The organism is Microcoleus sp. B3-D7 (genome assembly GCF_036705305.1).
In the GTDB taxonomy this organism is placed as follows: Bacteria; Cyanobacteriota; Cyanobacteriia; order Cyanobacteriales; family Microcoleaceae; genus Microcoleus.
On sequence record NZ_JAUBUE010000018.1, the window covers coordinates 44,168 to 70,142 of the forward strand.

Genomic DNA, 25,975 nt, shown 5'->3' on the forward strand with positions numbered 1-25,975 from the left:
AAGTGAGAATTGTCAGTAGTCGCCACTTCAACGCCTTTCCAATAGTCTGTTTTAACTGAGATGTTGCACCATTTTAAATTACTTGTTTAGGAACAGGCAAGATGCCTGTGAAGCGAGAGATGAATTTTATTGTGGAACAGGCATCTTGCCTGTTCTTGACAATGGTACAAGATGTGAGTTTTAACGGACTTGAGCTATAAGCTTTGGACTAAAGTCCCTGGCTATCCTAAAACATAAAGCAATATAACCAATGCAAACAATTAATGGATTTCGGCTTTCTCCTCAACAAAAATATCTGTGGCTGTTGCAACAATATAGTCCCGCTTACCGCGCCCAATGTGCGATTTCTATCGAGGGCAATCTCCAAACAAATGTCTTAAAAGAAGCGCTGCAAAAAGTCAGCGATCGCCACGAAATTCTGCGGACCAGCTTTCAGCGACGTTCTGGGATTAAATTTCCGATTCAAGTCATCGGCGATCGCAGCTTAATTTCCTGGCAGATCGTTAATCTCGAATGCTTGACCCCGCCAGAACAAGCCACTAAACTCCCTGAAATTTTTCAAAGCGAAAAGCGCTCATCTTTCAACTTAGATCAAAATCCAATTTGGCGCTTATCCTTAATTTCTCTATCAGCAAACAGGCACATTTTGCTTGTCAGCCTGCCTTCCCTGTGCGCCGATTCCCGCACCGTCAAAAATCTAATTCGAGAAATTAGCCAGTGTTATGCAGCTTGCTTGCAAGGTGAGGAACTGGCCGACGAAGTGGTGCAATATGTCCAATATTCGGAATGGCAGAATGAATTGATTGAGGATGAAGAGGCGGCAGAGGGCAAAAAATATTGGACCGATCGGGATTACTCGGCGCTAGCGAGTTTAAAATTGCCTTTTGAAAATAAAAATAGCAGCGCGCCCGCTCCATTTGAGCCGAAATTTTTTGAGGTTAAAATAGAACTGAGTTTACTAGAAGAAATAGAAGCGATCGCCCGCCGCTACGAAACCTCAATATCTGCTTTCTTTCTAGCTTGCTGGAAAACGTTGCTCTGGCGGCGGTTGGGAAAGGCAGAAATCATTATTGGCACCGCCTTCGACAATCGCAAATATGAAGAATTAGAGCCAGCACTCGGTCTATTTGCCAAGTTTTTACCGCTTCGCAGCCAACTGCAAGAAAATTTTACCTTTCAGGAATTCTGGCAGGAAATTCAGCAATCCCAAAGCGATGCTTATAAATGGCAGGAATATTTCAACCGGGAAGATATAAACGACTCGCCTGGATTTCCATTTTGTTTTGAGTTTGAGGAACAACTAGAAAAGTATGCGGCGGCTGGCATAGATTTCTCAATTTACCAGCAATATGTCTGCGGCGATCGCTTCAAAGTTAAACTCTCCTGCGCGCGCCGAGAGGATGCTCTCATCGCTGAGTTTCACTACGATCCAACTTTGATAGGGAAACCAGCGATCCAATGTTTAGCAGAGCAATTCTACACCTTAATAAAAAGTGCTGCTAATCACCCAGAAACCGCTCTCGGCGAGTTGGAAATTCTAAGCGATCGCGCCCGCCACCAAGTCTTAGTTGAGTTCAACCAAACACAGAAAGATTACCCAAAAGACAAGTGTATTCACCAGCTATTTGAGCAACAAGTGGAGCGCGTACCAGATCGCCTTGCGGTTATCTGTGAAAATCAGCAACTCACTTACCGGGAACTCAACGCCCGCGCCAACCAAATCGCTCATTACCTACAACAATTAGGAGTAAAATCCGAAGGATTAGTGGGAATTTGTGCTGAGCGATCTGTGGATGCGATCGCCGGAATGCTCGGCATTCTCAAAGCAGGCGGCGCGTACTTGCCGCTCGACCCAGCCATGCCAAAAGAGCGCCTCGCCTTGATGTTGCAGGATGCCGGAGTGGCCGTGCTATTAACGCAACAACAGCTAATCGAAAACTTGCCAAAAACTCAGGCAAAAATCGTTTGCTTAGACGCAGAAATTCCCTCTGTCTCCCCCTCTCCGTCTCCTCCTCTCTCTCCTGAAAATTTAGCTTATGTCATTTACACTTCCGGTTCCACTGGCACGCCAAAGGGAGTGGCAATTGAACACCGATCGCTCCTCAATTACCTCTACAGCATTCAGGAACGGCTAAACCTGCCATCAGGAGCCAGTTTCGCAACCGTTTCTACCTTAGCAGCCGACTTAGGAAATACAGTAATTTTTCCAGCTTTATGTACGGGAGGAAGCCTTCACATAATTTCCCAGGAACGCGCCACCGATCCAGAGGCGATGGCTGCTTACTTTCAGCAGCACTCCATTGACTGTCTCAAAATCGTTCCCTCCCACCTAAAAGCTTTATTAACTGCTTCTGATCCGGCGCAGGTTTTGCCGAAACAGCGATTAATCCTTGGCGGCGAGGCCTTAAGTTGGAATTTGCTCGAAACTATTGAGAAATACGCCCCAGACTGTTCAGTCTTCAACCATTACGGGCCAACAGAAGCCACCGTAGGCGTGCTGGCTTATCCCATCGAAGACCGAGAAAATTGTATTTCTGAGACAGTTCCTCTCGGTCGTCCTATCAATAACGCGCAGATTTATTTACTTGATTCGCACTTGCAGCCAGTTGCTATTGGCGTGTCCGGCGAGTTATACATCGGCGGTCTTTCTTTAGCTCGCGGCTATCTAAACCAACCCCACTTAACAGAAGAAAAATTCATCCTCAACCCCTTCGACGCCCAACCAGGAGCGCGTCTGTATAAAACAGGAGATTTGGCTCGGTATTTGCCGGACGGAACTATTGAGTTTTTAGGGCGGACCGACAGCCAAGTGAAACTGCGAGGGTTCCGCATTGAATTGGGGGAAATAGAAACAGCGCTATCTCAACATTCTGCTGTGCGCGAAGCAGTAGTTTTGCTACTGGAAAATGAACCGGGGAACCAGCGCTTAGTGGCCTATGTTGTACCCGCGAGGGAATCGGCGATCGCTATTAACGAGCTGCGGTCATTTTTAAAAGAAAAACTGCCCGACTACATGGTTCCTTCTGCTTTTGTCGTACTGAAAGGATTGCCCCTCACGGCTAATGGAAAAATAGACCGGCGAGCCCTGCCAGCGCCGGAGGCGGCGAGAGCCGATTTAGCAGATACTTTTGTCGATCCTAGCACTCCCATTCAGAAAATGCTGGCTGAGATTTGGGCTGAGCTGCTAGGGCTGGAAAAAGTGGGAATTTATGACAATTTCTTTGATTTGGGGGGACATTCATTACTGATTACTCAGTTGCTAGCAAAGGTAAGAGACTCTTTCCAAAAGGAATTGCCCTTGCGCCGTTTCTTTGAAGCGCCTACCATCGCTGCTTTAGCAAAGAATATTGAGGTGAATGATGGGGCGGATTCTGCGGGCGATCGCACTGCAAGTTTCGATATTAACGCTGAAGTTGTTTTAGATCCGGCAATTCGCCCTGCAACTCCATTGAGCGAGCCAAAAACTGAACCAGCTTGCATTCTTTTAACAGGGGCGACGGGCTTTTTGGGAGCCTTTTTACTCCGCGACCTCTTGCAACAAACTCAAGCAGAAATTTATTGCCTAGTCCGTTCTGCCGATTCAGAATCAGCTAAAAAGCGGATTCAAAGCAGCCTCGAATCCTATTTAATTTGGGATGAAAGCAGCAGCGATCGCATTATCCCAATTGCTGGAGATTTGTCTCAACCACTTTTGGGGCTTTCTGAGGAGCAGTTCCGAGTTTTAGCCAGTAAAATTGATGTCATTTACCACAATGGCGCGTTTGTCAAGTTTACTTATCCCTACTCGGTTCTCAAACCCGCTAACGTTTTGGGGACGCAGGAAGTTCTGAGATTGGCGAGTCAAAGTAAGCTAAAACCAGTCCATTTAATTTCTACGATTTCCGTTTTCTCGGCAATGGGAGAATCTGGGATTAAGGTGGTACGAGAGGAGGATGAACTCACTCCGGGAGAGGGTCTAAAAGGCGCTTACACTCAGACTAAGTGGGTTGCAGAAAGGTTAGTAGAGGTGGCGCGCGAGCGCGGGATTCCTGTTAGCATTTACAGGCCAGGCCGCATTTCTGGGGACAGCCAAACAGGGGCTTGCAATCCCAGCGATTTACTGTACAGGTTAATCGCTGGTTGCGTGCAACTTGGATGTGCGCCCCATGACGATAAGCTGATGAATGTAGCGCCTGTTGACTATGTGAGCCGAGCGATCGTTCATCTTTCGACCCAAAAAGAATTGCTCGGAAAGACTTTTCATTTAGTCAACCCTCAGTCCTTTCTGATGAGTGAATTGCTTGGCTGGATTTGCTCAATGGGTTATCCAATCAAACGAGTTTCGTCTGAGGCTTGGCAAGCAGAAATAATCAATCGCGCTGGATATTCTCCAGAAAATGCGTTGTATCCGCTTGTCGGTCTTTTCTCCGAAAAAGTTTCGGACGCAGAAATGCCTAAATCGGCGACGCTGAAATTCGATTGCCAGAAGGCGTTGAAGGGGCTTTCTGGAACGGACATTATCTGCCCGCAAGCGGATGCGAGTTTGTTTCGGACTTATTTTTCTTATCTCGTCGATCGCCAGTTAATAGAGGCTCCCAAAAATCTGGTCTAAAAATGTAGAGGCGCGAGCGATCGCGCTTCTACCTCGCTCACTTTGAGGATAATTTTAAATCAAGCATCACTTAGACTTGCGGAAATCCTGATTAGTTTATTTAAGAGAAGGCAAAAGATTTTTATGTTAGGAAGTAGTAATGCGATCGCGATCGCAGGCAGAGCTACCGCAGAAGGAACGGGGCGTTACAGGGAACGGCACAAAAAAAACTGTGCAGCCGATCACTTCCGAGAAACTGGTTCGCTCGTTGCCAGCTCGATTGGAATTGGCACCTACCTTGGGGAACCAGATGAGTATACTGATACTCTTGTGGCGGAAGCTGTAGTTGAATCGGTTCGGCGGGGTACCAACGTAATTGACTCAGCAATCAACTACCGCTACCAGTACGGAGAGCGGAGTGTCGGAAAGGCTATCCGGCGTCTATTGGAATCGGGAGAGGCTTCAAGAGATGAACTAATTATCTGTACGAAAGGTGGCGTTGTTCCGCATCCAACTCCCAACCATGTAGAGTGGTTTTATGAGCAGTACGTCGAGCCAAACAACTCTACTGTCAGCATGGCAGATTTGGCCCAGGAGCGTTACTGCATCCACCCAGAATACATTCAAGATCAGCTTAATTGGAGCCTCGCCAACCTCGGCATTGAGACAATCGATGTCTACTACCTTCACAATCCAGAAAAGCTACTTTCTCAAGTTGAACCCGATACTTTTTATAATCAGTTGCGAGAGGTTTTTGAGGTACTTGAAGGTGCAGTTTTAGCTGGTAAAATTGCCAATTACGGTGTGGCAACTTGGAATGCTTTTCGCGTACCTCCAACTGAAAGGTACCATATCGATCTGGCGCGTGCGAAATTTCTTGCTGGGGAAGTAGCTGGGAACAAAGAGGATCGGTTTCGGTTTATCCAGCTTCCTTTGAATATGGGGATGCCGGAAGCGGTGCTAATTCCAACTCAAACAATCGAAGGAGAACAAGTTTCAGTATTGGAAGCTGCCGATCGCTTAGGCATTTCCGCGATCGCCAGTAGGTCGATCTGTGAAGCGCAGGTTATCGGTCAGATCCCAGAAAAGATTGCTTCTGCCTTTGGCGATCGCTTGCAGACAGACTGCCAGCGGGCGCTCCAATATACCCGCAGCGTCCCTGGCCTCCTGAGTGCCCTTGTAGGGATGAAAGCGCCAAAACATATAGAAGAGAACCTAGCCCTTGCTGCTGTCCCGCGGCTTGGGAGAGCAAGCTTTCAGGAACTTACTAATTCAATTGTTCAAGTGTTAAACGGAAATTGAAGTTCCCCTTGCCGGAGAACGGCTGAACTTAAAATCTTGAATGGCATTATGGAATAGTTTCAGTTAATATTTATGGTTCTTCCGTACTTAGTGTGATAAAATTGGATATTATTGTAACATTTTAGCCGACTAAGTACCGAATATCCCTGATTACTGACTAAATCAATCATTAATAAATTCGCCTTCACAGATAATCGAGTCTCTGTTCTCCAAATCTTCTTGATTCCAGACCGCATTTAATGCTGCGGAACTTAAGGAAGTTGACATCGTATTTAAGGTTGTGTTGTAGTATTCGGCAGCATTATTAAGTTCTACCTGTGGCGCTTCCTTGAAGTATGAATTAATATCAGGCGTACACCGCTGGGCTTGGTAGTATAAATAAGCTTCAGCATTAATGCACATTACGTGGTAAAAATCCTTATTTGCTGCCGTAACATCTCCAAGTTTATACAGCGCTAAACCCCGGTTGAGATAAGCTTTAACATAGTTCGGATCGAGTTTTACTGCTTGGTCAAAGTCTTCAATTGCAAGCTGCATTTGTTTTAATTTATAGCGAACGCAACCTCTGTTATAATAGGCATAAACATTTTGTGGATCGATGGCGAGCGCAGTGTTGTAATCGGCCATCGCCTGCGTATTGTCTCCTAATTGGTGGTAACACAGACCTCGATTTATGTAAGCTTTGATATATTTAGGATTCAACCGCAGCGTTTCGTTAAAGTTTTCCGTTGCTGCCTCTTTTTCTCCCAAAAGGTAGTAAGCGCGCCCCCGGTTGTAATAGGTTTTATAATTGTTGGAATTGATAGATAGAGCTCGATTGTAGTCTTCTATTGCTTCTTCGTAATTTCCTAAATTAGCAAGTACAAGTCCCCGGTTGTTGTAGATAGCGTGGCTGTTAGGCTTATTTGCTAAAGCACAGTTTAGATCCTCAATGGCTTTTTCGTGTTCTCCGAGATGACGCCAAGCATTGCCTCGATTCAAGTAAGCCTCGAACAAATTAGGATTGATATCTAGGGCTTGGCTGAGGTCTGCGATCGCTTTTTGGTAGTCTTTCATGTAATAGTAAACCAAGCCGCGATTGTTATAGGCTTTGGCATCGGCGGGATTGAGTTGCAGTATGCGATCGAAATCGTCGATCGCCGCTTCATAGTTTCCTTTCTTGGCGCTGTGCAAACCGCGCTTGTAAAATTGTTTGAGGTTCATAGGTCAACTTTCAGGATTGCTTGATTCTGGGGGTTGATTCCTGTGCAGTCAGTTTTGAGTTCGACAGCCGTTAATCTGTTAAAAGAGCATCCACCTGCGGTCAGAATAACTCTTGAATAATTCCCGGCAATCTACCCTAAACAGGATTTTTGGTTTATTTTAACCGTAGTTAAATCCTGTTGAAAGGCTCTGCACCTCGGCTGGATTTACTTATTAGTCAGTTCCATCGTTTACCCGACGATCGACTTTATCTCAAAAGTCTAGTTTTACTTGGTGATCTGTGTCTATTGATGCGGCGGCGATCGGCTCGATCGGCAAATTAAGTTTGAGACCGCTACTCAGTATAAATTGTTACCAGCCTTTCTACCGAGTAAACTCTATATTTTTTTGACAAACTTCGTCTCAGTATTTGCGGCAGTACGTCTCTACAAACTTTTGTTGCCTAATTACCAATTACCGATTGATTTCCTCTTCCACATAAACAGTCAATTTCTCCAAATCTGGAAGTTCGATCAACTCTTGTTCCTTTTCCTTAACCGACACGGGCATCATCACAGGTGTACGCTGCTCGATCCAGCAACTCGCCAGCGGTAAAGTTTGTTCCAAATCCTCCAAAGGCCTGGGAATTACCATCACCGCGTTTAACTCGCCAATTCGCTCAGCTTCGTACATCCCCGCTTCTACCGCTACTGCTACATCTGCGACTGCACCGCGAATAATTGCCGTGCACAAACCAGCGCCAATTTTCTCGTAGGCTGCCAAGTGTACGTCTGCGGATTTGAGCATAGCATCGCAAGCACCGACCATTGCCGGAAATCCCCGGGTTTCGAGCAAACCGATCGCCTGATTGCTAAGCCGAGAATAACTGCCTTTTTCCGAAAGTTCAGTCAGGCGAAAGCCGATCGGCAAAACCACTTCCAAATTAGCCAAAGGTCTAGGAATCACCAACTTAGAAACAAACTGCCCGAACTGTTCGGCTGTTTGAGCTCCAGCTTCCACAGCCAAACGCACATCCGAGATTCTGCCCCGGACGATCGCGGTACAGTGACCGGAACCAATTTTTTCGTATCCTACTAAAATCACTCCTGCCGACTTCAGCATCATGTCAGCAGTCCCCACAATTGCCGGAAAACTCTTGGTGGATACCAAACCCAAAGCAGTGTCTTTGAAGTATTCCTGGCGCTGCGATCGCTCTTCGTGACTGTTACGATCTGTTTGTCCGTCCATCTTCTATTACCCTTAGAAACTTCCCAAAATAAAAATTTGTTGATAGTTTATAGTTTCTCAGATGAGAAGACAGACTGCACGAGCTACAAGACACAGATTGCTGCGGCAAGGCCTTACCAATTGCTGAGCTACCAATAATATGAGATTACCTATTTATATTTGATCTTTCTGCCTTCAGCATAGCTGCCTTTTGCGGAAATGACGGCTACCCGGAACCGCCCGATAGAGTTTGGCCGTTTTCCTCCGGTCGATTAAAAGCTTGCCGGTGCGGAAACAGCGTCCCCAACAGCCGATTGATGTGAGCTTGACCGTACAGAATAGTTGGGATTTCCCCTGGCTGGGGCGGCTCTGCGGCAGTGGATTCCGGCGGCTCTGGGGCAGTCTCCGGCGCAGTTTGAGGCGGTGTTTGGGCGGGTTGTGGCGGCTCGATCGGCTCGATCGGTCGATCGACTGGTGGCGTAGTGGCTTCGGGGGTTTCTGGTGATGTTGGCGCTGCTGTTGGCGCTGCTGTTGGCGCTGTTGCGGTTGTTTCTGCGGGGACTTGGCGGCTGGTATCTCCCAGTAGAGAACCTGCTAGCATAATTTGCATTTTGTCGATACAAGGATTGATTAGGGTCGTCCCGGCGCCAATACAGGCATTTTCCCCGATCGTTCCCGCACCTACCACCAGCACTCCTGCACCCAGAATAACGCCCGCCGCGATTTCCAGAGTACCTTCACGGGCGTGAAGGATAACTCCCATACCGATACAGGCACCGGCGGCGATCGAGATCCGGCTGCCCGGCTCTGCTTGCAGGATTGCTCCAGGGGCGATCGCCGCACCCTCATTCACAACTACATCGCCACTCATCAAAATCTGAGAGTTGCTACTTAATTGCAGTGGCGATAAATACATTCGACTTCACCATGAAAGGAGCTATTTTTTTCGATAAAACGACTTTAAATTATGGATTTTCTCGACTGATAAATTTAACCATGTCAATCTAAGAAACGATAATTTACTAATACTGAGAATCTTGATGCTTTAACGTTTTATAGAAACTTTCCGAAGATTCTAGATTTTGACCAACATTTCTCATTCGAGCTTTTTAACTATCTCAAATCCTACTTCAATCCGCTTGGGTTTCTCCCGTTTGCCCCAGTGCGAGGGCTTAACGGAAGAAACAGGCTAATTACCAGGCAAATTAAGGTCGTTGGATAATTTCTTCGAGTACCCGGCGCTTCGCCTTGGAGTCGATGCCGAGCAAGCGGACGTACTCGCCGCTGTGTTCTTTGAGACAGCTTTCGAGGGCAGAAATCACTTCGGATTCGCGGTTGGATGAGATCGGGGCGCAACTGCTCCAAGAACCGGTGCGGAAACGGCGCGCGTCGGCGTGTTCCGTGCCAATTTTGTAGCCTTGGGAAAGCAGGTTGCGGATTTGGTCGATCGTCTTGCCGGTCAAACTTCCGCTGCTGGCCGAACCAGTCGAAGCTGCTTTGTATCCCGAGGTTGCTGCAGGCTTAGCCGATTGAGCAACTGGGCCGTCGGGACGCTGAATAATTTCTTCAACTATGCGTCGCTTAGCTTTCGGGTCAATCCCGATCAAGCGCACGTATTCGCCTGGGTACTGATTCATCACAGCTTCCAAAGCGGCGATCGCCTCAGATTCGTTTCTGACTTGCAGCGAAGCCCCGCTTTGCCAAGAACTGGTGCGGAAGCGGCGGGCGTCGGCGTGTTCCGTCCCCACCTTGTAGCCTTGAGCTAGCAAGCCGCGAACCTGAGCCACTGTTTCGGCACTCAATTTTCCGCTTGACACGGAACCGCTATTGTGGTGTGAAGCTTGTTGTGCAACTTTACCGTTAGATTGGTGAGTTTTCGCACCGTTTGAACCGTTAGAGCCGTTGTCTCCCGGTCTTTGGACGATTTCTTCTAGTACGCGGCGCTTGGCTTTGGTGTCAATCCCGATCAAGCGGACGTATTCTCCTTGGTGCTCGGCCATGCAAGCTGACAAAGCCGCGATTACTTCAGAGTCGCGCTTTGAGGCAATCGGGCCGCAAGTGCGCCAAGAACCGGTCCGGAAGCGGCGTGCGTCGGCGTGTTCGGCTCCCACGCTGTATCCTTGAGCTAGTAAATTGCGGATGCTATCGGCAAGAGTTGAACTCAATTGGGTGCCGGCATGGGTAGAATATTTGGTTTGAGTCATATTTGGGTTTTTAGTTTGCTCGTTGCGAATTGGTGCTAGACAGGCGATGTTCTCAGCGCAGCGATAACCCGTTCTCAGAGCGTCATTGATGCCGATGACATGGGTCGCAAATTGAATGTCAGAATCTTGAACGTCAGGCAAGCGATCGGCTTGCTTCTGATTAGTGATGATGGCTCCCGAAGGTACGTACTTACCGGGGGGAATCTCCACATCTTTAATTAGTACGTGCATCATGACAATGCAGCCGTTCCCCACTCTGGCATTGAACACCGTAGAGCGAAAGCCGATAAAGCAGTTGTCGCCCACGTATGCCGGGCCGTGAATTAAACTCATGTGGGTGAGGGAAGTATTTTTCCCCACCCACACAGAATAGGATTTGTCGTCGTCTCCTGTGACTCGGCCTTGTTCTAGGCCGTGAATCACTACTCCGTCTTGAATGTTGCTTCCTTGTCCGATATAAAAAGGAGTGCCTTCATCGGCGCGGATAGATGTCCCGGGGGCAATCATCACATTAGAACCGATATGCACATCCCCAATAATATTAGAAAAGGAATGTACGAAGGCGGTGTCGTGAATTTGGGGCTCAGCCAAGTTTTTCGACCAAGGCGTCGGGGGAGCCGCAACGTTGCGGACTGCCATAAATTAAGTTCTCCTAAGCTGAAAAATTTTTTGTTAGTTGTTAGTTGTTAGTTGTTAGTTGTTAGTTGTTAGTTGTTAGTTATTTTTCCACTAACTGTTAACTGCTAACGGTTGCAACTAGCCGTACGGGTCGTCTTTTTTACTGTAAATGAGGCGGTTTTCTACATTGACAGTATCTATAATGCCTACTACTAGAGCATCGATCGGACGGTTTTCGCTTCCGGGCGCGATCCGGGCTGCGCTGCCTCGGGTTACTAAAACCCATTCATCTATACCAGCGCCCACACAGTCAGCGGCTACCTCATAGCCGGGAACTGGCGAACCTTCCTCATCGATGAATTGCAGCAGTAGAAATTTCGATCCTCTCAGTGTCGGCTCTTTTTGGGTACTGACAACTGTGCCGAGAACTTTGGCCATTTGCATTTTAGGTAATAGGTAATAGGTAATTGGTAACTGTCATTTTTACACTGTCACTTGTCTTTTTTTAATTAGCTCTGTCCTCAGTCCGCTGTCCGCTTTTTAGAGCTTCGTCTAGTAACTAATGACTTATGACTCATGACTCATGACTAATAACCAATATCCCATACCCACCTCAATTAAAAATTAAAAATGCTAAATCAAAAACAGCGCGATTTTTAATTTTTAATTTTTAATTACCAAACGCCCCTAACAGCCGATCGCCTATCTTATGATCTGTTGAGGGGGCGAATGCCGCTAACGCCTTCACGGAACTGTTCTACAGCTTCCGTGTAGCGAATCGGCAGCACGTACTCTAAGTTTTCGTGAGGGCGGGCGATAATGTGGGTGGACATCACTTGTCCGCCGTTAACGCGCTTCACTGACTCTACTCCGGCTGCGACAGAAGCTTGCACTTCCGAGACATCTCCTCTTACAATGACCGTAACCCGAGCGCTACCGATTTTTTCGTAGCCTACCAAGGTGACGCGGGCTGCTTTGACCATCGCGTCAGCGGCTTCTACCACTGCGGGGAAGCCTAGGGTTTCGATCATGCCAACTGCAATTGCCATTGGTTTTACTCCTGATTGAATATTTGGGGAACTAAACAGTTAATTTTTGACGATCGCACAAATTTTCCTTTAACGAAATTTTTGTGCGCTAAGAACTTAGTAGCCTCGGAACTGTTCTACTGCTTCTGTATATCGAATCGGCAGAACGTATTCTAGGTTTTCGTGGGGGCGAGCGATGATGTGGGTAGAGACGACTTCTCCGCCGTTCACACGCTTGACGGATTCCACTCCTGCTGCGACTGAGGCTTGGACTTCCGACACGTTGCCGCGCACAATTACGGTGACGCGGGCGCTGCCGATTTTTTCATAGCCCACGAGGGTAACGCGGGCAGCTTTGACCATAGCATCGGCAGCTTCCACCACAGCGGGAAAACCTTTTGTCTCAATCATTCCCACGGCAATTGACATTTTTGAATCTCCTTTGAGGATGAGCGAAATTACCGTTACAAATCTTTGAGAAATCTAAAAATTTGGACGGGGAGGCCCACATTTTTTAGTAATGCAGTGTAAAGCTTCCTATCCTATAAGAATAGGGGAATCTGTCCACCTTGACAATATAAACTAACATCATAATGTTTAATAACAAAAATTAAAATTTTTTATGTTACTTAAAATAATTTAATATTTATTTAATAATCTTAATATTTAGAGGGGTAGATACCGAGAGCGAGGGGGGATTAAAGTAAGTAATAATACTCATAAAGTAGAGTTCGGTATGTGAAGTCGGAGCTAATCACTGCCGGGAAAATTGGGGATTTCAAAAGGGGGATCGCAGGGAAATCGGCAAAAAAGGCAGTTTTGGCCCATCGGCAGGCATTTTTTTCTTTGAGTGCCTCTTCTACTAAGCCACTAATTTTGTGTTGAGAGAATTATCAGTTTAGATGCTTTAATGTATAGTGAATCTTGGGTGCAAATTATTTTGCCAGAACTATACGATCGGGTTTAGTCAAAGTTTTAGGGTATCACGCGATCGCCCGCAACTGTTTTTGTATAAAGGCAGCCCGTAATTTCAAGTTTAAGGGATAAATTAAATGACTCAATTTCTCCTCCAAGCCTGTTGGTGGGTACCTTTATATGGCTTAATAGGCGCAATTTTAACTTTGCCGTGGTCTACGGGAACCGTTCGCAGAACAGGCCCGAGGCCTGCGGCTTACTTCAATTTGCTGATGACGGTGTTGGCTTTCCTGCACGGGTCAGTTATTTTTACAGCGACTTGGGATCAACCGCCCCAACAGTTGCTCGTCCACTGGGTGCAAGCAGCAGATTTAGATTTGTCTTTTGCAATAGAAATCTCCACCGTCAGCGTGGGAGCAATGGAGTTAGTTAGTGTTCTGAGTTTGCTAGCACAAATTTACGCTCTAGGCTACATGGAAAAAGACTGGGCGCTAGCTCGATTTTTTGGGCTGATGGGTTTTTTTGAAGCGGCAATTAGCGGCATTGCCATTAGCGACTCGCTGCTTCTAACTTACGCTTTGTTGGAAGTGCTGACGCTTTCAACTTACTTGCTAGTCGGGTTTTGGTACGCTCAACCGCTGGTAGTAACCGCCGCTAGAGATGCGTTTTTAACCAAGCGTGTAGGAGACGTGCCACTGCTGATGGGAGTAGTGACGCTTTCAACTTTAGCAGGAAGTTTGAATTTTTCCGATTTGGAAACATGGGCTGAAACTGCAACTTTGTCTCCTGTAGTCGCGACTCTTTTAGGTTTGGCTTTAATCTCCGCACCTACGGCCAAGTGTGCTCAATTTCCCTTCCATCTATGGCTCGACGAGGCGATGGAAGGACCCAACCCGGCTTCGATTATGCGGAATACGGTAGTTGTAGGCGCTGGGGCTTATGTTTTGATTAAACTTCAGCCTGTTTTAGCGCTTTCGCCGATCGCAGATGCGGTGCTGGTGGTTTTGGGTGCGGTGACGGCGGTTGGCGCTTCCTTGGTAGCGATCGCCCAAATCGACATCAAAAGAGCACTATCGCATTCTACCAGCGCTTCTTTGGGTTTGGTGTTTATCGCCGTGGGGCTAAATCAAGTTGACATTGCTTTGCTGTTGCTGTTCGCGCACTCGATCGCCAAAGGCCTATTATTCATGAGCGTAGGGTCAATTATTACTACAACTAACACTCAAGATTTAACAGAAATGGGTGGGTTGTGGTCGAAGATGCCTGCCACGACTACGGCTTATTTAGTAGGCGCTGCGGGGATGGTAGCGCTGTTGCCTTTGGGGAACTTTTGGGCGATGCGACGCTGGCTCAACGGTTTTTGGACTGTGCCTTTGTGGCTGGTAATTGTGCTGCTTTTAGTTAACGGTTTGACAGCGCTAAATTTAACTCGCATATTCGGTTTAGTGTTTGTGGGAAAACCGCAGCCGAAAACTCGCAGAGCTCCAGAAGTTGGTTGGCCGATGGCTTTGCCGATGGTAATTTTGACGGTAATGGGGCTATTAGTTCCTTGGATGTTGCAGGAGTGGCAACTATTAATTAGTTGGACTGGGCCTTGGGCGGAAACGGGAGATTTTGATGCTTTAAATTTGCTTTTGAAGACGCTGGATACGCCGCTGTTGTTGTTATCTGGGTTGATTGGCGTTGCGGTTGGGGTGGCGATTTATTGGTACGGGGTATTACCTCGACCGGTACGGCTGCCGGTGCCGGCGTTGCAGGATTTGTTTGCTTACGATTTTTATATCGATCGAGTTTACCGCTTGACTGTCGTTTGGGCTGTGGCTTTTATTTCTAAAATCAGCGCTTGGACTGATAAGTATGTGGTGGATGGGGCGGTGAATTTGTTCGGTTTTGCCACAATTTTCAGCGGTGAAGGGTTGAAGTACACCGGCACTGGTCAGTCGCAGTTTTATGTGTTGACTATTGCGGGGGGGGTTGCTGTGTTGCTGGCGTTGATTATTTGGCAGTTTTAAACTGTAGAGGTTTGCAGATGAATTTTTCGGGGTTTGTCTGCTTTTGGTCTGATGTTATTTAATTTTTAACCGCAGATGAGGGCGGATGAACGCAGATGAACGCAGATGATTTTAGTCTGGGTTTGTCTGCTTTTTTATCTAGTTTTATTCAAAATCGATCGGCCATAATTCGGTCACTGGAACTTCCCAACCGGGCAAAAGTTCGGGAATTGAAATCATGTCGCCGTCTCTCAATACCACTGGCTCGGCTATCGGAGTGTAAATTGTTACTGTATGCTTGTCTGGGTCGATTAATATTCCTACTTTGGCTCCGAGTTCGATGAATGATAAAATTTTTTCTCGGAGGGGTTTGAGGCGATCAGACTGAGATTTGATTTCTACCACTAAGTCGGGAACAAGTTCGGCAAAATACCTTTTACTTTGTTTGAGGCGATCGGCTACCACAAACGAAACGTCCGGTGCTGTAAGATTTGAATTGGGGAGAATAAACCCGCCGCTGGACTCAAACACTCGTCCGAGTTTGCGGGGTTTGACCCAGTTACGCAAAAGACTGCCAAACTCAAGTCCAATTTCGCTCGATACAATGTCTGATGGGCCCATAACGATAATCTTCCCGTCTACCAGTTCGAGTTGGTAGTCTAGATGTGCTTCGCAGAGTATACCTTGCAGTTCTTCCAAGTCGGCAACGGTGAGGCGGGTGGAAGGAGAACCGGATTTAATTTGCAAATCTTCTCGATCTGTAAGACTTGAGGTCATAGGAGGATTCCAGAGACATTTGAATCTATGTTAACAAGAAAATTAGCCGATCGCTTTTATATGTAGTTGCTTTGCGTTAATGTTAAATATAGCTCTAAATACTGTGTAACAAAGGAAAGTTTTAATTGATGCTCAGTGCTTTAATCTGGATACCAATGTTGGCTGCTGCCCTGATTGGGCTCTGGCCCGGTTCAGTGAGTTCTAAAATAGTTCGGAATGTCGCGATCGCCATTGCGGGTATAACTTTTATTCTCTCGGTGATTTTGGCAGTTCAGTTTGATGCCAGTACCAGTCAGTTGCAATTTTCGGAATTTATTCCTTGGGTAGATGTTTTGGGATTGAATTACAATCTCGGTGTTGATGGTTTGGCTCTGCCTTTGGTAATTTTAAATACTCTGCTGACAGGAATAGCTATTTACGCTACGGATGAGTCGATCCGCAGACCTCGACTTTATTATTCTTTGATTCTGTTAATTACCGGCGGCGTAACAGGGGCTTTTTTATCTCAAAATTTGCTGCTATTTTTCTTGTTTTTTGAGGTAGAATTGATTCCGCTTTACCTGTTAATTGCGATTTGGGGAGGCGAGCGCCGGGGTTACGCTGCTACTAAGTTTTTAATCTATACTGCATTTGCGGGAATTGTGCTGCTGGCTGCTTTCTTGAGCACTGGTTGGCTTAGCGGTGCTTCGAGTTTCGATATGGTTGGTGCAGCGGGCGCATCACATTTGCAAGGAGGATTGCCCTTGCCTTTGGTAAGGCAAATTGTTTTGCTGGCAGGGGTGTTGCTGGCTTTTGGTATTAAGATGCCTTTGGTGCCTTTTCATACTTGGCTGCCGGATGCTCACGTAGAAGCTTCGACGCCGGTTTCGGTGCTGCTGGCGGGGGTGCTTTTGAAGCTGGGAACTTATGGGATGCTGCGCTTTGGTTTAGGTTTGTTTCCCGATGCGTGGGCGGTGGCGGCACCTTGGTTGGCGAGTTGGGCTGTGGTCAGTGTGCTTTACGGAGCCAGTTGCGCGATCGCCCAAAAAGATATGAAAAAAATTGTAGCTTACAGTTCGATCGCTCACATGGGCTACATTTTGTTAGCTAGCGCCGCAGCTACTCCCATTAGTATGCTGGGAACTGTTTTGCAAATGGTTAGCCACGGTTTAATTTCGGGGCTGCTATTTTTGAGTGTCGGCGTTGTTTACAAAAAATCCGGCACCCGCAACATCGATGTGCTCAAAGGTTTATTCAATCCAGATCGCGGTTTGCCGATGATTGGCAGTTTAATGATCCTCGGTGTGATGGCAAGTGCCGGCATTCCGGGTTTGGCTGGATTTATTGCTGAATTTTTGATATTTCGGGGCAGTTTGCCAGTGTTTCCGGTGCAAACTTTCCTCTGCATGATCGGCACTGGTTTAACTTCAGTTTACTTTTTAATTATGGTCAACCGCGCCTTTTTCGGCCGCCTTTCGGATGTGGTGGTAAATTTGCCGCAAGTCCGCTGGCGCGATCGTATTCCTTCGCTGGTTTTAGCAATAATTATCGCCATCATGGGAGTGCAGCCGGGAGTTTTAGTTGGTTTGAGCGAAAAAACTGCGATCGGAATGGTAGCTAATGTGCCACCCCAAGTTAAAGTGATTGCTCAAAACTTGAAATAAAATATGACCTAGGTTCGTAGCATCGGACTTTAGTCCTATAGCAGTTTTCAATCCCATGAAATACAGCAGACGGCTGTAGGGACACGGCACTGGCGTGTCCCTACCTATTCCCTTCATCAGTGTATCCGTGTTCAAATCCGTGTCGTGCCTTCCTTCAATTCAGGTTAAATAAAAATGAAAAGTACCGTATTAAAACCCTCTTCCCATCCCCTAGCCGTATACATTGACCTCTTAGAATCAGGCAAAGCTTTACTGCCTGAGTCTACGGAAAATGTAGTTGAAGTTGTCGGCGTGCTGAAAAGTTATGGTATTGTTTTAGATGCCTATTCTCGCAATCTCAATTATATTGCAGAAGAACAGTTTTTAGTGCTTTTCCCGTTTTTTAAATATTTCAACGGAGATGTGACCGTGCCCAAATTAATGCGCTATTTATGGCACGATCGCATTAATTTTGAGTATGCTGAGTATTGCATGAGAACAATGCTTTGGCACGGCGGCGGCGGTTTGGACACTTATTTGGATTCCCCGGAATTTAGCAGTTTGGTCGAAAAAGCGATCGCGGCTAAGCTGAAAGGTAATTTTTTCATGCAAGCCCTCCACAAAGCATTTCCTGATTTTTTGCCCGAACAAGTGCGGATGCTAGCTTACTACACCGGTCTCGGTCAGTTTTGGCGAGTAATGAGCGATTTGTTCATAGACTTATCTGATTCCTACGATCGAGGAGAAACTAAGTCTATTTCTGATGTAGTTGATTTTGTCAAAGCCGGTTTAGTAGCCGCGGCCAGCCTACCGATTACCTACAGCGTCAAGATTGGCCCTCAAGTCTACGATATACTGCCAGCGACGGCAAATTTGACATTTTTACCAGATGTAGCCGTGCCTTATGTAGAGGCTGTTTTCTTTCGGGGCACTGCGTTTTTTGGCACAGTTTCATACAATGCTCAAGCTCATCAAATCCCGGAAGAACAAAGAGAATTTGCCTACGGGGCTTTGTTTGCTGACCCTTTACCTATTGGAGGTGCAGGGATTCCGCCAACTCAATTGATGCAAGATATGCGGCATTTTCTGCCGGATTATTTGCACGAAGTTTATCGCACTAGCTGTCGGGGTGAAGACGATGTGCGGGTGCAAATTTGCCAGAGTTTTCAGAAGTCGATGTTTTGCGTGACGACGGCGACTATTTTGGGTTTAGCACCTCATCCCATGAATACCTCCGACCCAGAGGAAAAAAAGGCTAATCGAGCTTATTTGGAAGGTTGGATGGATCGATTTGGGAATTCTCGCTTGGATTGGGCAAATCAGCCAACTAATAGGGCCTGTCAGTTGTTCCCAGAACGGTAGAAGGGAGACTACTTTTTAGGGAGCCAGGTCTCTAGGAGTTGCAACTATATTACCGGCTTTGGCAATTTCTTTCTTGTGGAGGGCGAAAGCTCATCCTGGCTAGGGAAAGGATATCGTTTCCGGTTGCATCGGAATAATAAAATCGAGTCAACACTTACCACTCAACCATTCAGTTTTTCGACCCGCCCGTCAACAGTCAACAGTCAACAGTCAACAATAATTCCGGTGCAACCGGAATTAATATGATATCACGTCTCGTCAAATAGCCATTCTAAGCCAAGTAGTGAAAACTTCAGTCCTCAAACTTTTATGAGGACTGAAGTTTTCACTATCAAACAATTTTATGGTAGTCATTTTAGCGGACATAATATGACCTGAGAAACTGTTTGTTTTTGGGTCATTGTGATTGCTTTCATAAGACATATATCCGCTAACGCTTAGACTGGCAATGACAGGGTAAAGCACTTCTTATTTCCCAAGTATCTAGATTCGGACTAGAAGACTCAGACCGTGAGAGTCCGTGCCACAAGTTCCCAGCAAACCATAACTTTCTGCTAAATCTTTGACTAAAGCAGTTTGTATGGGACTCGGTTTCCAAGGATTGGGATTACCGTAAGCATAGTAAATCTCTACACCGTCAATGCCGAAACGAGAGGCTTCTGGGATTAGTTTATCTGCAGTCGATCGATACCTGCAAGGATGTGCCAGAACTGCTAAACCTCCTGCTTCATGAATAGCTTCAATTACCCTGGCTGCTGAATAACAATAAGTGCCTTCAGTGCTTTTACCTCGTAGGTATGGTTTGAGACTGGGATGTTGCGGATCGAAGGCGTAACTGAGAATGTGTACCTCATTGTTGAGCAATTCGGCATTAATTTCAGCGCCTGTCCAAAGACTAGGTGCTTCGCTATTTTTGTCGGGATGGTTTAATTTCCAATTGTCCAGCCAAATTTGAGCTTTAACGTAGCCTTGGGTACTGTGGTGGTCGGTGATAGCTAAGCCCTTGAGGCCGCGGGCTATGGCTTGTTCCATCAATTTCTCTGGCTGCAATCGCCCGTCGGAGTAGACTGTGTGCATATGAAAATTATAGGAACCCGGACAGCTCTCGGCATCAATTGTCTGAAAGACTTGTTTCAGTGCTGAGATATTTTGGGCTTCTGGTTTGAGACTAGAACTTGTTGAGGAAGCGAGATTGACAGCCATAAGCGTTATTATAGAAAAAACTAACCTTGTTTAATATATCTAATAAATTGATATGTTGCACCTGTGGCAATAGTCGGCTGTAGGATTGAAACATCTGTCGGATTGTTGCGTTCGGCACAAGATATCAATTCACTCGCACATCTTGCACAATTCTCTATCCAGCATTTTATCGTCGGGTGGGGGCGAGTTTATGAGATTATTGATTTTAGGCAATTATATTTGGTAAAACTCGTCCCCGACGGTTTGTTGACAAGGCCGGAAGATATCAATTACTCCCACATATTGCATCATTCTTAACAACAGGCTTTCCGGCCTATTCCACCAAGAGTAAATTTTCTTGTGGGGTGGGCATCCTGTCCGCCCTCTACAGGTTTGTTGACAATGGCACAAGATATCAATTCAATCGCACTTTAAACCTGCAGCTGCGGCTGTGGGAAATTCGATCGGCACAAAGGTAACGCCATATATTGCTGTAGAACAGGGTACAATATGCGCTACTCGTTTGGGAGGATTTTTCCGATTTCCAGTCTTTGAGTCAAACTCAATTATACCCGTGGCTCCCTCGGCTTTAAAGTTTGGATCGGCTAAGGTTTTTTGCATTCCTTCGCGGCTAGGTTCTGGCTGCATTTCTAGGGCTTTAATCAGTGTCCGGGCGGCATCGTAGGTTAAGGCAGATCGAGTATTTACCGGGCCTCCCCACAATTTTTCCGCGTTGACAGGAAACTTTTTGTCAAAGCTTGCTAGCGGATGCCAAAACAGGGATATTCCCAGTTTTTCAATAGACTTTAACTGTTTGGCTACTTCTAGCGTTCTCGGCTCGTACAAAGTCCAGGGCCCGACAATCCAATTGCGATCGCCGTTAGCTTTTATCATTTCGATCGCATTTTCCAGGGAATTAGTGACTTGACCGTCGGGAATGACAAGTAAGGCTGTTCTTCCGGTCTTCTCAACTTTTTGGATGGCTGCTTCGGCGTTAAAATTATTTTTAGATAAATCGTAATAATTACTTAGCCTAAAAGTTGAGCCTCCTTTTGCTTCAAATTGCTTTTTGAATTCTTCCCACAAAGAAGCGCTGAACGGACTGTTGGGATTGTAAAATACTGCGGCTTTTTTCTCATCGACCAATAACAGTTGATTTACTAAAGCTTCAGCTTCTAGGCTAGTTGTCGGAGCCGTCCGAAAGAAAAATTTTCGAGGTTTTCGCGTCAGTTCTTCTGTGGTGCTTCCCGGAGAAATGGCGATTAGTTGATTTTGATTGTAAATATCTACTGTTTCCACAGTCATGTCGCTGGTGTAGTGTCCGATGACTGCTAGAATATCGGGCTGAGCGACCAGATAATTAGCCCTTTGAACGGCATAGGATTTGATATTGCCATCATCAGCAATGATGACTTTCAGACCTTTTTTCCTAATAGCTTTTGGTTCGAGAAAGCCTTGACCGGGAAAATCTTTATTGTTCTCATTTGCAGCCAGAAGACCTAAATTAACTTCGGTTTGAGCTTGAGCAATGCCACGGAGCAGTTCTTCGGCTAAATTTGCGTTGAGGATGCTGCCGTCCTGATTGCGGCGGATAGGGACAACAATTGCGATCGTGTAATATTCTGCCTTTATTGCCTTCAGCAAAGCATTGTTGATGTAAATTAAAGTTTCTGGATCTCTGCGGTCTTCCCGCCAGGACTGTTTGAGCAATTTTAAAGATTCGGGATAATTTGAGTCGGCAAACTCATTGATTCCCCTTTGTTTTGACCACAGGGCGGAGGTTTGCACTAAGAGTTTTTCGCCGGAACTTACACCATCGGCGGATGGTGTAGGCAGCGTTTTTCCCGGCGGGGAAATTATCGAGATTAGCGGGGAAATTCTGGGGATTAAAAATACGATCGCCCCAAAAGCTGCAATCCCCGCAACGCCGAACAGCAGCCAGCGAAAGCGCGATCGCAACTTCCGCGAAGTTTTGGGTACTTGGGGCCCTGCGACGATCGACAAATCCAAGTCTTGCAAAACTTCATCAACAGATTGGTAGCGGTCTTGAAAGTGGAAACGCACCATCTTGGTTAAAATATTTTTGAGCTTGTTGCTAACCGGTTCAGATGTTAAATAATCCCAGACAATTTCACCAGTTTCGGGGTCTTGCGGCAGATTGGTGGGACGCCGCCCGGTGAGGGCTTGAATCGCGATGATTCCTACTGCATAAATATCATTATATGGTTGCGGGAGAGACCGCGTATCGTGTTGTTCGGCAGGCATATAACCCCTGGTGCCGATCGCCTGCGAGCTGAATATTTCACCAGTAGAGTTAGAGGTAAAAGTGCCGATTTCTTTGACGGCCCCAAAATCAATTAAAACAATTTTTTGATCAGTTTTGCGCCGAATTAAGTTAAAAGGTGTAATATCGCGGTGAATAATATTTTCTTGGTGGACTGATGTTAATATTTCCAGAACTTCCCGCAACAAAGCAACAGTTTGTTGCTCATTCCACTGATCGCCCGCAATGAGTTCTTGACTAAGCGGATGTCCTTTAACGTATTCTTGCACTAAATAAAAATGGTCTTTTTTTTCAAAGCTATCGAATAATTCGGGAATGCGCGAGTTGTTGCCGAGACGGCGCAAAGCGCTAGCCTCCCTTTCAAATCGCTTCCTTGCCCTCTCCAAGACGCGCGGATCGTTCGATGAGGGAAAAGGAATTTCTTTAACGACGCACAGAGGATTATTAGGTTGGTTTATTTGTGCAGCCGTGTAGGTTCTAGCAAACCCTCCCTGTCCCAACAAAGCGATAATTTGGTAGCTTTCGTGCAGGATATACCCTGATTCGAGACACATAAATTTTTCAACACCTCTTGAGTGGCTGCGGTCTTTAAGGTTGATTATAAGCTTTTTCCCTGTCAGATACAGCTTGGCAACATATTAAATTCGTATGTGTCTATATCAAAAACACTATAAGTGTCAGCAATTCTACATTACTTTAGTGATCACCATGGCTAATTATCAATTATCTTTCGGCTAATTTACTGAGTACAAAAGCAGCTAAAAAACCGCAGACAGTAATTAGTCCAGCAAAATCGTGAGTTTCCTCGAATGCTTCGGGAATCATAGTATCTGAGATCATGGCTAAAATACCCCCGGCTGCTACTGCGGTAGTAGCGGCTATTACTTCCGCAGAAAAGCCACTGAAAACCGTATATCCTAACAATGATGCGATACCGGAAATAACTGCGATCGCGCCCCAAACTCCAAAAACGTAACCCATCGATCTCCCTGCTTTTTTCATACCGGCGGCGCTGGAGAGCCCTTCGGGAATGTTGGAAAGAAAAATTGCTGCTACTGTCACCCAACTAACACCGCCTCCAGAAATCATGCTGACACCAACGACGATCGACTCCGGTATTCCATCTAACAGCGCGCCGAGGGCGATGGCTAATCCGCCATCGCCTGACTCTGTTTTAGCTGGGTGCAATGCGCCCGATCGCTTGCGGTGTTTTGCTCCCTGTTGACTCAAAAACCAATTGGCGGCTGTGTAGACAGTAGCGCCCCCCAAAAAGCCGATCGCTGTAGAGTCGAAACCGCCGCGCTTATAAGCTTCATCCATCAGTTCAAAGGATAGCGCTGAAATCAGCACACCAGCGCCAAAAGCCATAATTGTCGCGATCGCGCGCTGGGGAATGCTGACAAAGTAACCCACCGCCGCTCCCAGTAGCAATGCCGACCCCCCTAGTAAACCCCAAAATCCTGCCTGCAACCACACTGGAAACATCAGCCGCACCTCAAAGGAAAAATTTTTTTATCCCCGCCTAAAAATTATATATAGGACTTACGGATGGGGGCCATAAACCGCGTTGTTTACCTAATCAGCGAAGTAAATTCCTAATAGTTAGAGTCGCTAGTGTTCCCATCAACATTAACTTTTTTACCCCAGGATTCGATTGACTCGAAACCAGCGATAGCCGTAGGGTTCTAAGGGAATAGAGGGCGAGTCCGCACCGAGAGATTCATACAGGCGATCGCCAAATAAATCGAACAGAGGGGTGTATTCGTGAGATTTCAGCGTAGCGGTACAAGGTTTGTCGGCTAAATTGTGCACAGCAATCACCGTCCTGCCTTGCCAGTCGCAGCAGTGGGCTAACACCGAGGGAGAGTCGGTTTCGAGAATGTGCCACTTGCCCCTACCCCACTCAGGACATTGCTTGCGGATGCTGATTGCACGTTCCATCCAGTTAATTAATGAGGCAGGATCGCGCTGCGCTGCGACGACATTGACTTGTTTGTAACCGTATTCTCCGTGGGCGATCGTAGGTCTGGCAAGAGTATCAGTTGCAGCCGTCGAGAAGCCACCATTAGCTGCATCTGACCATTGCATCACGGTGCGAACGCTGTCTCGACCTTCCAGCGAAAGGTCGTCGCCCATGCCAATTTCTTCGCCATAGCGCAGCATGGGTGTACCAGGCAGGGTGAAAAGCAAGCTGTAGACCAGTTCAATGCGGCGGCGATCGCCTGCCATCATCGGTGGTAAGCGACGACGAATCCCGCGCCCGAAAATTTGCATAGTTTTATCAGGGGCAAACGCTGCAAAAATTTCCTCTCGTTCCGATGAAGTAATGCGGTCTAGCGTCAGTTCATCATGGTGGCGCACAAAATTAAGCCACTGACAAATAGCAGGAATATCCGGTAAGGTTTTTAGTCCCTCGCGCAGCGCTGTGGATTCTTGACGCGCCAGGGCCAAAAACAGATGCTGGTTCAGCAAAAAGTTGAACAGGATGTGCATTCTGTCGCCCTTATCAAAGTAGATAGGAATTTGCTCGCGATCGACATTTGCTTCTGCCAGCAACACAGCATCACCCTGACGCGATGAGACAAACTCTCTCATTTCTTCCAAGAAACCTCGCAGGCTTTCGGGGTCTGCACCTTCGATGCCAATTCCTTTAATTAAAAAGGGAACAGCATCAATGCGAAATCCAGACACCCCCAGTTCTAACCAAAAACCCATAATTTTGCATATTTCTTCTCGTACCGCCGGATTGGCAATATTCAAATCTGGCTGTTCTTTATAGAAGTGATGCAAATAGTAAGCGTTTGCTTGTTCGTCATACTCCCAAATACTGTCCTCGGCATCGGGAAACACCAGCAATTCTGGATCAGTTTTGGGTGGATTTTCTGACCACACATAGTAATCGCGATACTTGGAGTTTTTATCGCTTTTGGCTGCCACAAACCAAGGATGCTGATTGGACGTATGATTTACTACCAGATCGATCAGCACGCGAATGCCTCGTTCCCTTGCTTGGTGCATGAACTCGACAAAATCTCCCAGGGTTCCCAGTCGCGGATCAATGTTGTAGTAATCCATCACGTCGTAACCATTGTCGCGGTTAGGGGAAGGATAAAACGGCAGCAACCACAAACAAGTAATTCCTAGCGCGGATAAATAGTCTAGGCGGTTGATAAGTCCCTGAAAGTCGCCTACACCATCGCCGTCAGAGTCCATAAAAGTTTCAACATCGAGGGAGTAGACAATTGCGTTTTTATACCAAAGGTCTTTCATTGCAGTAAATTTCTTAATATAGAAACTGTGTAACATTGTTTTGTTCACACACCCGGTCACTAGATCATTTAGGAATCTGAATGCCACGGGTATAGCTCATTCTTCGGAATATGAGTATAAGTTCTGTTTTTCCCAATTAAAAATATATCAATATAATAGATATAATAGATTAAATATTTATCAATATAATAAATAAGTTAGGTTTTTTTTATTACAAAATGGTCGATCGGGCTGACCACCATTAGCAGGAGCGATCGCTACCAACCAATTTCCGATTAGATGTTCATCCAAATAGCCAACTTGTTTAGCTTGTAGCTGCACTGTCTTCGCTCTCTTTCGCCAAGACAGTACACCAGCATAAACCTTAGTTAAATTGGTCAGCGCTCGTAAGTCCTGACGGCATAGGAGTTGTGTTTTCCTTTAGCGATCGCCCATGCTGCC

General features: G+C 46.4%; 17 protein-coding genes. 5 read left to right on the top strand and 12 right to left on the bottom strand.

Annotated elements, in window-relative coordinates; all coding sequences use genetic code 11:
* Nucleotides 1-250 precede the first annotated feature (250 nt).
* Nucleotides 251-4,591 (top strand): amino acid adenylation domain-containing protein, encoded by a 4,341-nt coding sequence (locus QUB25_RS14510; RefSeq protein WP_333183881.1) that lies wholly within the window; start codon nucleotides 251-253, stop codon nucleotides 4,589-4,591.
* A 123-nt stretch (nucleotides 4,592-4,714) separates the two neighbouring features.
* Nucleotides 4,715-5,872: an aldo/keto reductase gene (locus tag QUB25_RS14515; RefSeq protein ID WP_333183882.1), complete on the top strand. Its 1,158-nt coding sequence runs from the start codon at nucleotides 4,715-4,717 to the stop codon at nucleotides 5,870-5,872.
* Between the two features lie 162 nt (nucleotides 5,873-6,034).
* Here QUB25_RS14515 and QUB25_RS14520 read toward each other — a convergent pair whose 3' ends face one another.
* The 7 genes from QUB25_RS14520 to QUB25_RS14550 all read right to left on the bottom strand — a co-directional run bounded on the left by QUB25_RS14520 (nucleotide 6,035) and on the right by QUB25_RS14550 (nucleotide 12,560).
* Nucleotides 6,035-7,075, bottom strand: coding sequence for a tetratricopeptide repeat protein (locus tag QUB25_RS14520; protein ID WP_333183883.1), 1,041 nt, complete (start codon nucleotides 7,073-7,075; stop codon nucleotides 6,035-6,037).
* A gap of 453 nt (nucleotides 7,076-7,528) precedes the next feature.
* The gene (locus QUB25_RS14525; protein WP_333183884.1) at nucleotides 7,529-8,302 is read right to left on the bottom strand and encodes a BMC domain-containing protein; all 774 of its coding nucleotides are present in this window, start codon (nucleotides 8,300-8,302) and stop codon (nucleotides 7,529-7,531) included.
* Nucleotides 8,303-8,507: 205 nt separating this feature from the next.
* The gene (locus QUB25_RS14530) at nucleotides 8,508-9,197 is read right to left on the bottom strand and encodes a carbon dioxide concentrating mechanism protein (RefSeq protein WP_333183885.1); all 690 of its coding nucleotides are present in this window, start codon (nucleotides 9,195-9,197) and stop codon (nucleotides 8,508-8,510) included.
* 289 nt (nucleotides 9,198-9,486) lie between these two features.
* Nucleotides 9,487-11,124, bottom strand: coding sequence for a ribulose bisphosphate carboxylase small subunit (locus QUB25_RS14535; RefSeq protein ID WP_333039564.1), 1,638 nt, complete (start codon nucleotides 11,122-11,124; stop codon nucleotides 9,487-9,489).
* 117 nt (nucleotides 11,125-11,241) lie between these two features.
* Nucleotides 11,242-11,547 (bottom strand): EutN/CcmL family microcompartment protein, encoded by a 306-nt coding sequence (locus QUB25_RS14540; RefSeq protein ID WP_006635057.1) that lies wholly within the window; start codon nucleotides 11,545-11,547, stop codon nucleotides 11,242-11,244.
* Nucleotides 11,548-11,810: 263 nt separating this feature from the next.
* A complete protein-coding gene (locus tag QUB25_RS14545; protein ID WP_006635058.1) occupies nucleotides 11,811-12,152 on the bottom strand; it encodes a carbon dioxide-concentrating mechanism protein CcmK in 342 nt (113 codons plus the stop codon).
* A 96-nt stretch (nucleotides 12,153-12,248) separates the two neighbouring features.
* Nucleotides 12,249-12,560, bottom strand: a complete 312-nt coding sequence (locus QUB25_RS14550; protein WP_006635059.1) for a carbon dioxide-concentrating mechanism protein CcmK — start codon at nucleotides 12,558-12,560, stop codon at nucleotides 12,249-12,251.
* A 623-nt stretch (nucleotides 12,561-13,183) separates the two neighbouring features.
* Here QUB25_RS14550 and QUB25_RS14555 point away from each other — a divergent pair.
* Nucleotides 13,184-15,058: an NAD(P)H-quinone oxidoreductase subunit F gene (locus QUB25_RS14555; RefSeq protein ID WP_333039567.1), complete on the top strand. Its 1,875-nt coding sequence runs from the start codon at nucleotides 13,184-13,186 to the stop codon at nucleotides 15,056-15,058.
* A gap of 144 nt (nucleotides 15,059-15,202) precedes the next feature.
* Here the strand turns inward: QUB25_RS14555 and QUB25_RS14560 are convergent, their stop codons facing one another.
* Nucleotides 15,203-15,814 (bottom strand): Uma2 family endonuclease, encoded by a 612-nt coding sequence (locus QUB25_RS14560; protein ID WP_333183886.1) that lies wholly within the window; start codon nucleotides 15,812-15,814, stop codon nucleotides 15,203-15,205.
* Nucleotides 15,815-15,942: 128 nt separating this feature from the next.
* Here QUB25_RS14560 and QUB25_RS14565 point away from each other — a divergent pair, with 128 nt between their 5' ends.
* Nucleotides 15,943-17,457 (top strand): NADH-quinone oxidoreductase subunit M, encoded by a 1,515-nt coding sequence (locus QUB25_RS14565; RefSeq protein ID WP_333183887.1) that lies wholly within the window; start codon nucleotides 15,943-15,945, stop codon nucleotides 17,455-17,457.
* A gap of 174 nt (nucleotides 17,458-17,631) precedes the next feature.
* Nucleotides 17,632-18,798 (top strand): CO2 hydration protein, encoded by a 1,167-nt coding sequence (locus tag QUB25_RS14570; RefSeq protein WP_333039571.1) that lies wholly within the window; start codon nucleotides 17,632-17,634, stop codon nucleotides 18,796-18,798.
* A 483-nt stretch (nucleotides 18,799-19,281) separates the two neighbouring features.
* Here QUB25_RS14570 and QUB25_RS14575 read toward each other — a convergent pair whose 3' ends face one another.
* The 4 genes from QUB25_RS14575 to QUB25_RS14590 all read right to left on the bottom strand — a co-directional run bounded on the left by QUB25_RS14575 (nucleotide 19,282) and on the right by QUB25_RS14590 (nucleotide 25,534).
* A complete protein-coding gene (locus tag QUB25_RS14575; protein ID WP_333059774.1) occupies nucleotides 19,282-20,001 on the bottom strand; it encodes a PHP domain-containing protein in 720 nt (239 codons plus the stop codon).
* A gap of 399 nt (nucleotides 20,002-20,400) precedes the next feature.
* A complete protein-coding gene (locus QUB25_RS14580) occupies nucleotides 20,401-22,818 on the bottom strand; it encodes a bifunctional serine/threonine-protein kinase/ABC transporter substrate-binding protein (RefSeq protein ID WP_333183888.1) in 2,418 nt (805 codons plus the stop codon).
* Nucleotides 22,819-22,987: 169 nt separating this feature from the next.
* Complete coding sequence (locus QUB25_RS14585; RefSeq protein WP_333183889.1) at nucleotides 22,988-23,749, bottom strand: ZIP family zinc transporter; 762 nt, start codon at nucleotides 23,747-23,749, stop codon at nucleotides 22,988-22,990.
* A gap of 153 nt (nucleotides 23,750-23,902) precedes the next feature.
* The gene (locus tag QUB25_RS14590; protein WP_333183890.1) at nucleotides 23,903-25,534 is read right to left on the bottom strand and encodes an alpha-amylase family protein; all 1,632 of its coding nucleotides are present in this window, start codon (nucleotides 25,532-25,534) and stop codon (nucleotides 23,903-23,905) included.
* Nucleotides 25,535-25,975 lie beyond the last annotated feature (441 nt).

What these genes read in the sequence shown, in the direction of transcription:
- QUB25_RS14510 (WP_333183881.1), top strand. Translation starts at nt 251, where the DNA reads ATGCAAACAATTAATGGATTTCGGCTTTCTCCTCAACAAAAATATCTG.
- QUB25_RS14515 (WP_333183882.1), top strand. Translation starts at nt 4,715, where the DNA reads ATGTTAGGAAGTAGTAATGCGATCGCGATCGCAGGCAGAGCTACCGCA.
- QUB25_RS14520 (WP_333183883.1), bottom strand. Translation starts at nt 7,075, where the DNA reads ATGAACCTCAAACAATTTTACAAGCGCGGTTTGCACAGCGCCAAGAAA.
- QUB25_RS14525 (WP_333183884.1), bottom strand. Translation starts at nt 8,302, where the DNA reads ATGGACGGACAAACAGATCGTAACAGTCACGAAGAGCGATCGCAGCGC.
- QUB25_RS14530 (WP_333183885.1), bottom strand. Translation starts at nt 9,197, where the DNA reads ATGTATTTATCGCCACTGCAATTAAGTAGCAACTCTCAGATTTTGATG.
- QUB25_RS14535 (WP_333039564.1), bottom strand. Translation starts at nt 11,124, where the DNA reads ATGGCAGTCCGCAACGTTGCGGCTCCCCCGACGCCTTGGTCGAAAAAC.
- QUB25_RS14540 (WP_006635057.1), bottom strand. Translation starts at nt 11,547, where the DNA reads ATGCAAATGGCCAAAGTTCTCGGCACAGTTGTCAGTACCCAAAAAGAG.
- QUB25_RS14545 (WP_006635058.1), bottom strand. Translation starts at nt 12,152, where the DNA reads ATGGCAATTGCAGTTGGCATGATCGAAACCCTAGGCTTCCCCGCAGTG.
- QUB25_RS14550 (WP_006635059.1), bottom strand. Translation starts at nt 12,560, where the DNA reads ATGTCAATTGCCGTGGGAATGATTGAGACAAAAGGTTTTCCCGCTGTG.
- QUB25_RS14555 (WP_333039567.1), top strand. Translation starts at nt 13,184, where the DNA reads ATGACTCAATTTCTCCTCCAAGCCTGTTGGTGGGTACCTTTATATGGC.
- QUB25_RS14560 (WP_333183886.1), bottom strand. Translation starts at nt 15,814, where the DNA reads ATGACCTCAAGTCTTACAGATCGAGAAGATTTGCAAATTAAATCCGGT.
- QUB25_RS14565 (WP_333183887.1), top strand. Translation starts at nt 15,943, where the DNA reads ATGCTCAGTGCTTTAATCTGGATACCAATGTTGGCTGCTGCCCTGATT.
- QUB25_RS14570 (WP_333039571.1), top strand. Translation starts at nt 17,632, where the DNA reads ATGAAAAGTACCGTATTAAAACCCTCTTCCCATCCCCTAGCCGTATAC.
- QUB25_RS14575 (WP_333059774.1), bottom strand. Translation starts at nt 20,001, where the DNA reads ATGGCTGTCAATCTCGCTTCCTCAACAAGTTCTAGTCTCAAACCAGAA.
- QUB25_RS14580 (WP_333183888.1), bottom strand. Translation starts at nt 22,818, where the DNA reads ATGTGTCTCGAATCAGGGTATATCCTGCACGAAAGCTACCAAATTATC.
- QUB25_RS14585 (WP_333183889.1), bottom strand. Translation starts at nt 23,749, where the DNA reads ATGTTTCCAGTGTGGTTGCAGGCAGGATTTTGGGGTTTACTAGGGGGG.
- QUB25_RS14590 (WP_333183890.1), bottom strand. Translation starts at nt 25,534, where the DNA reads ATGAAAGACCTTTGGTATAAAAACGCAATTGTCTACTCCCTCGATGTT.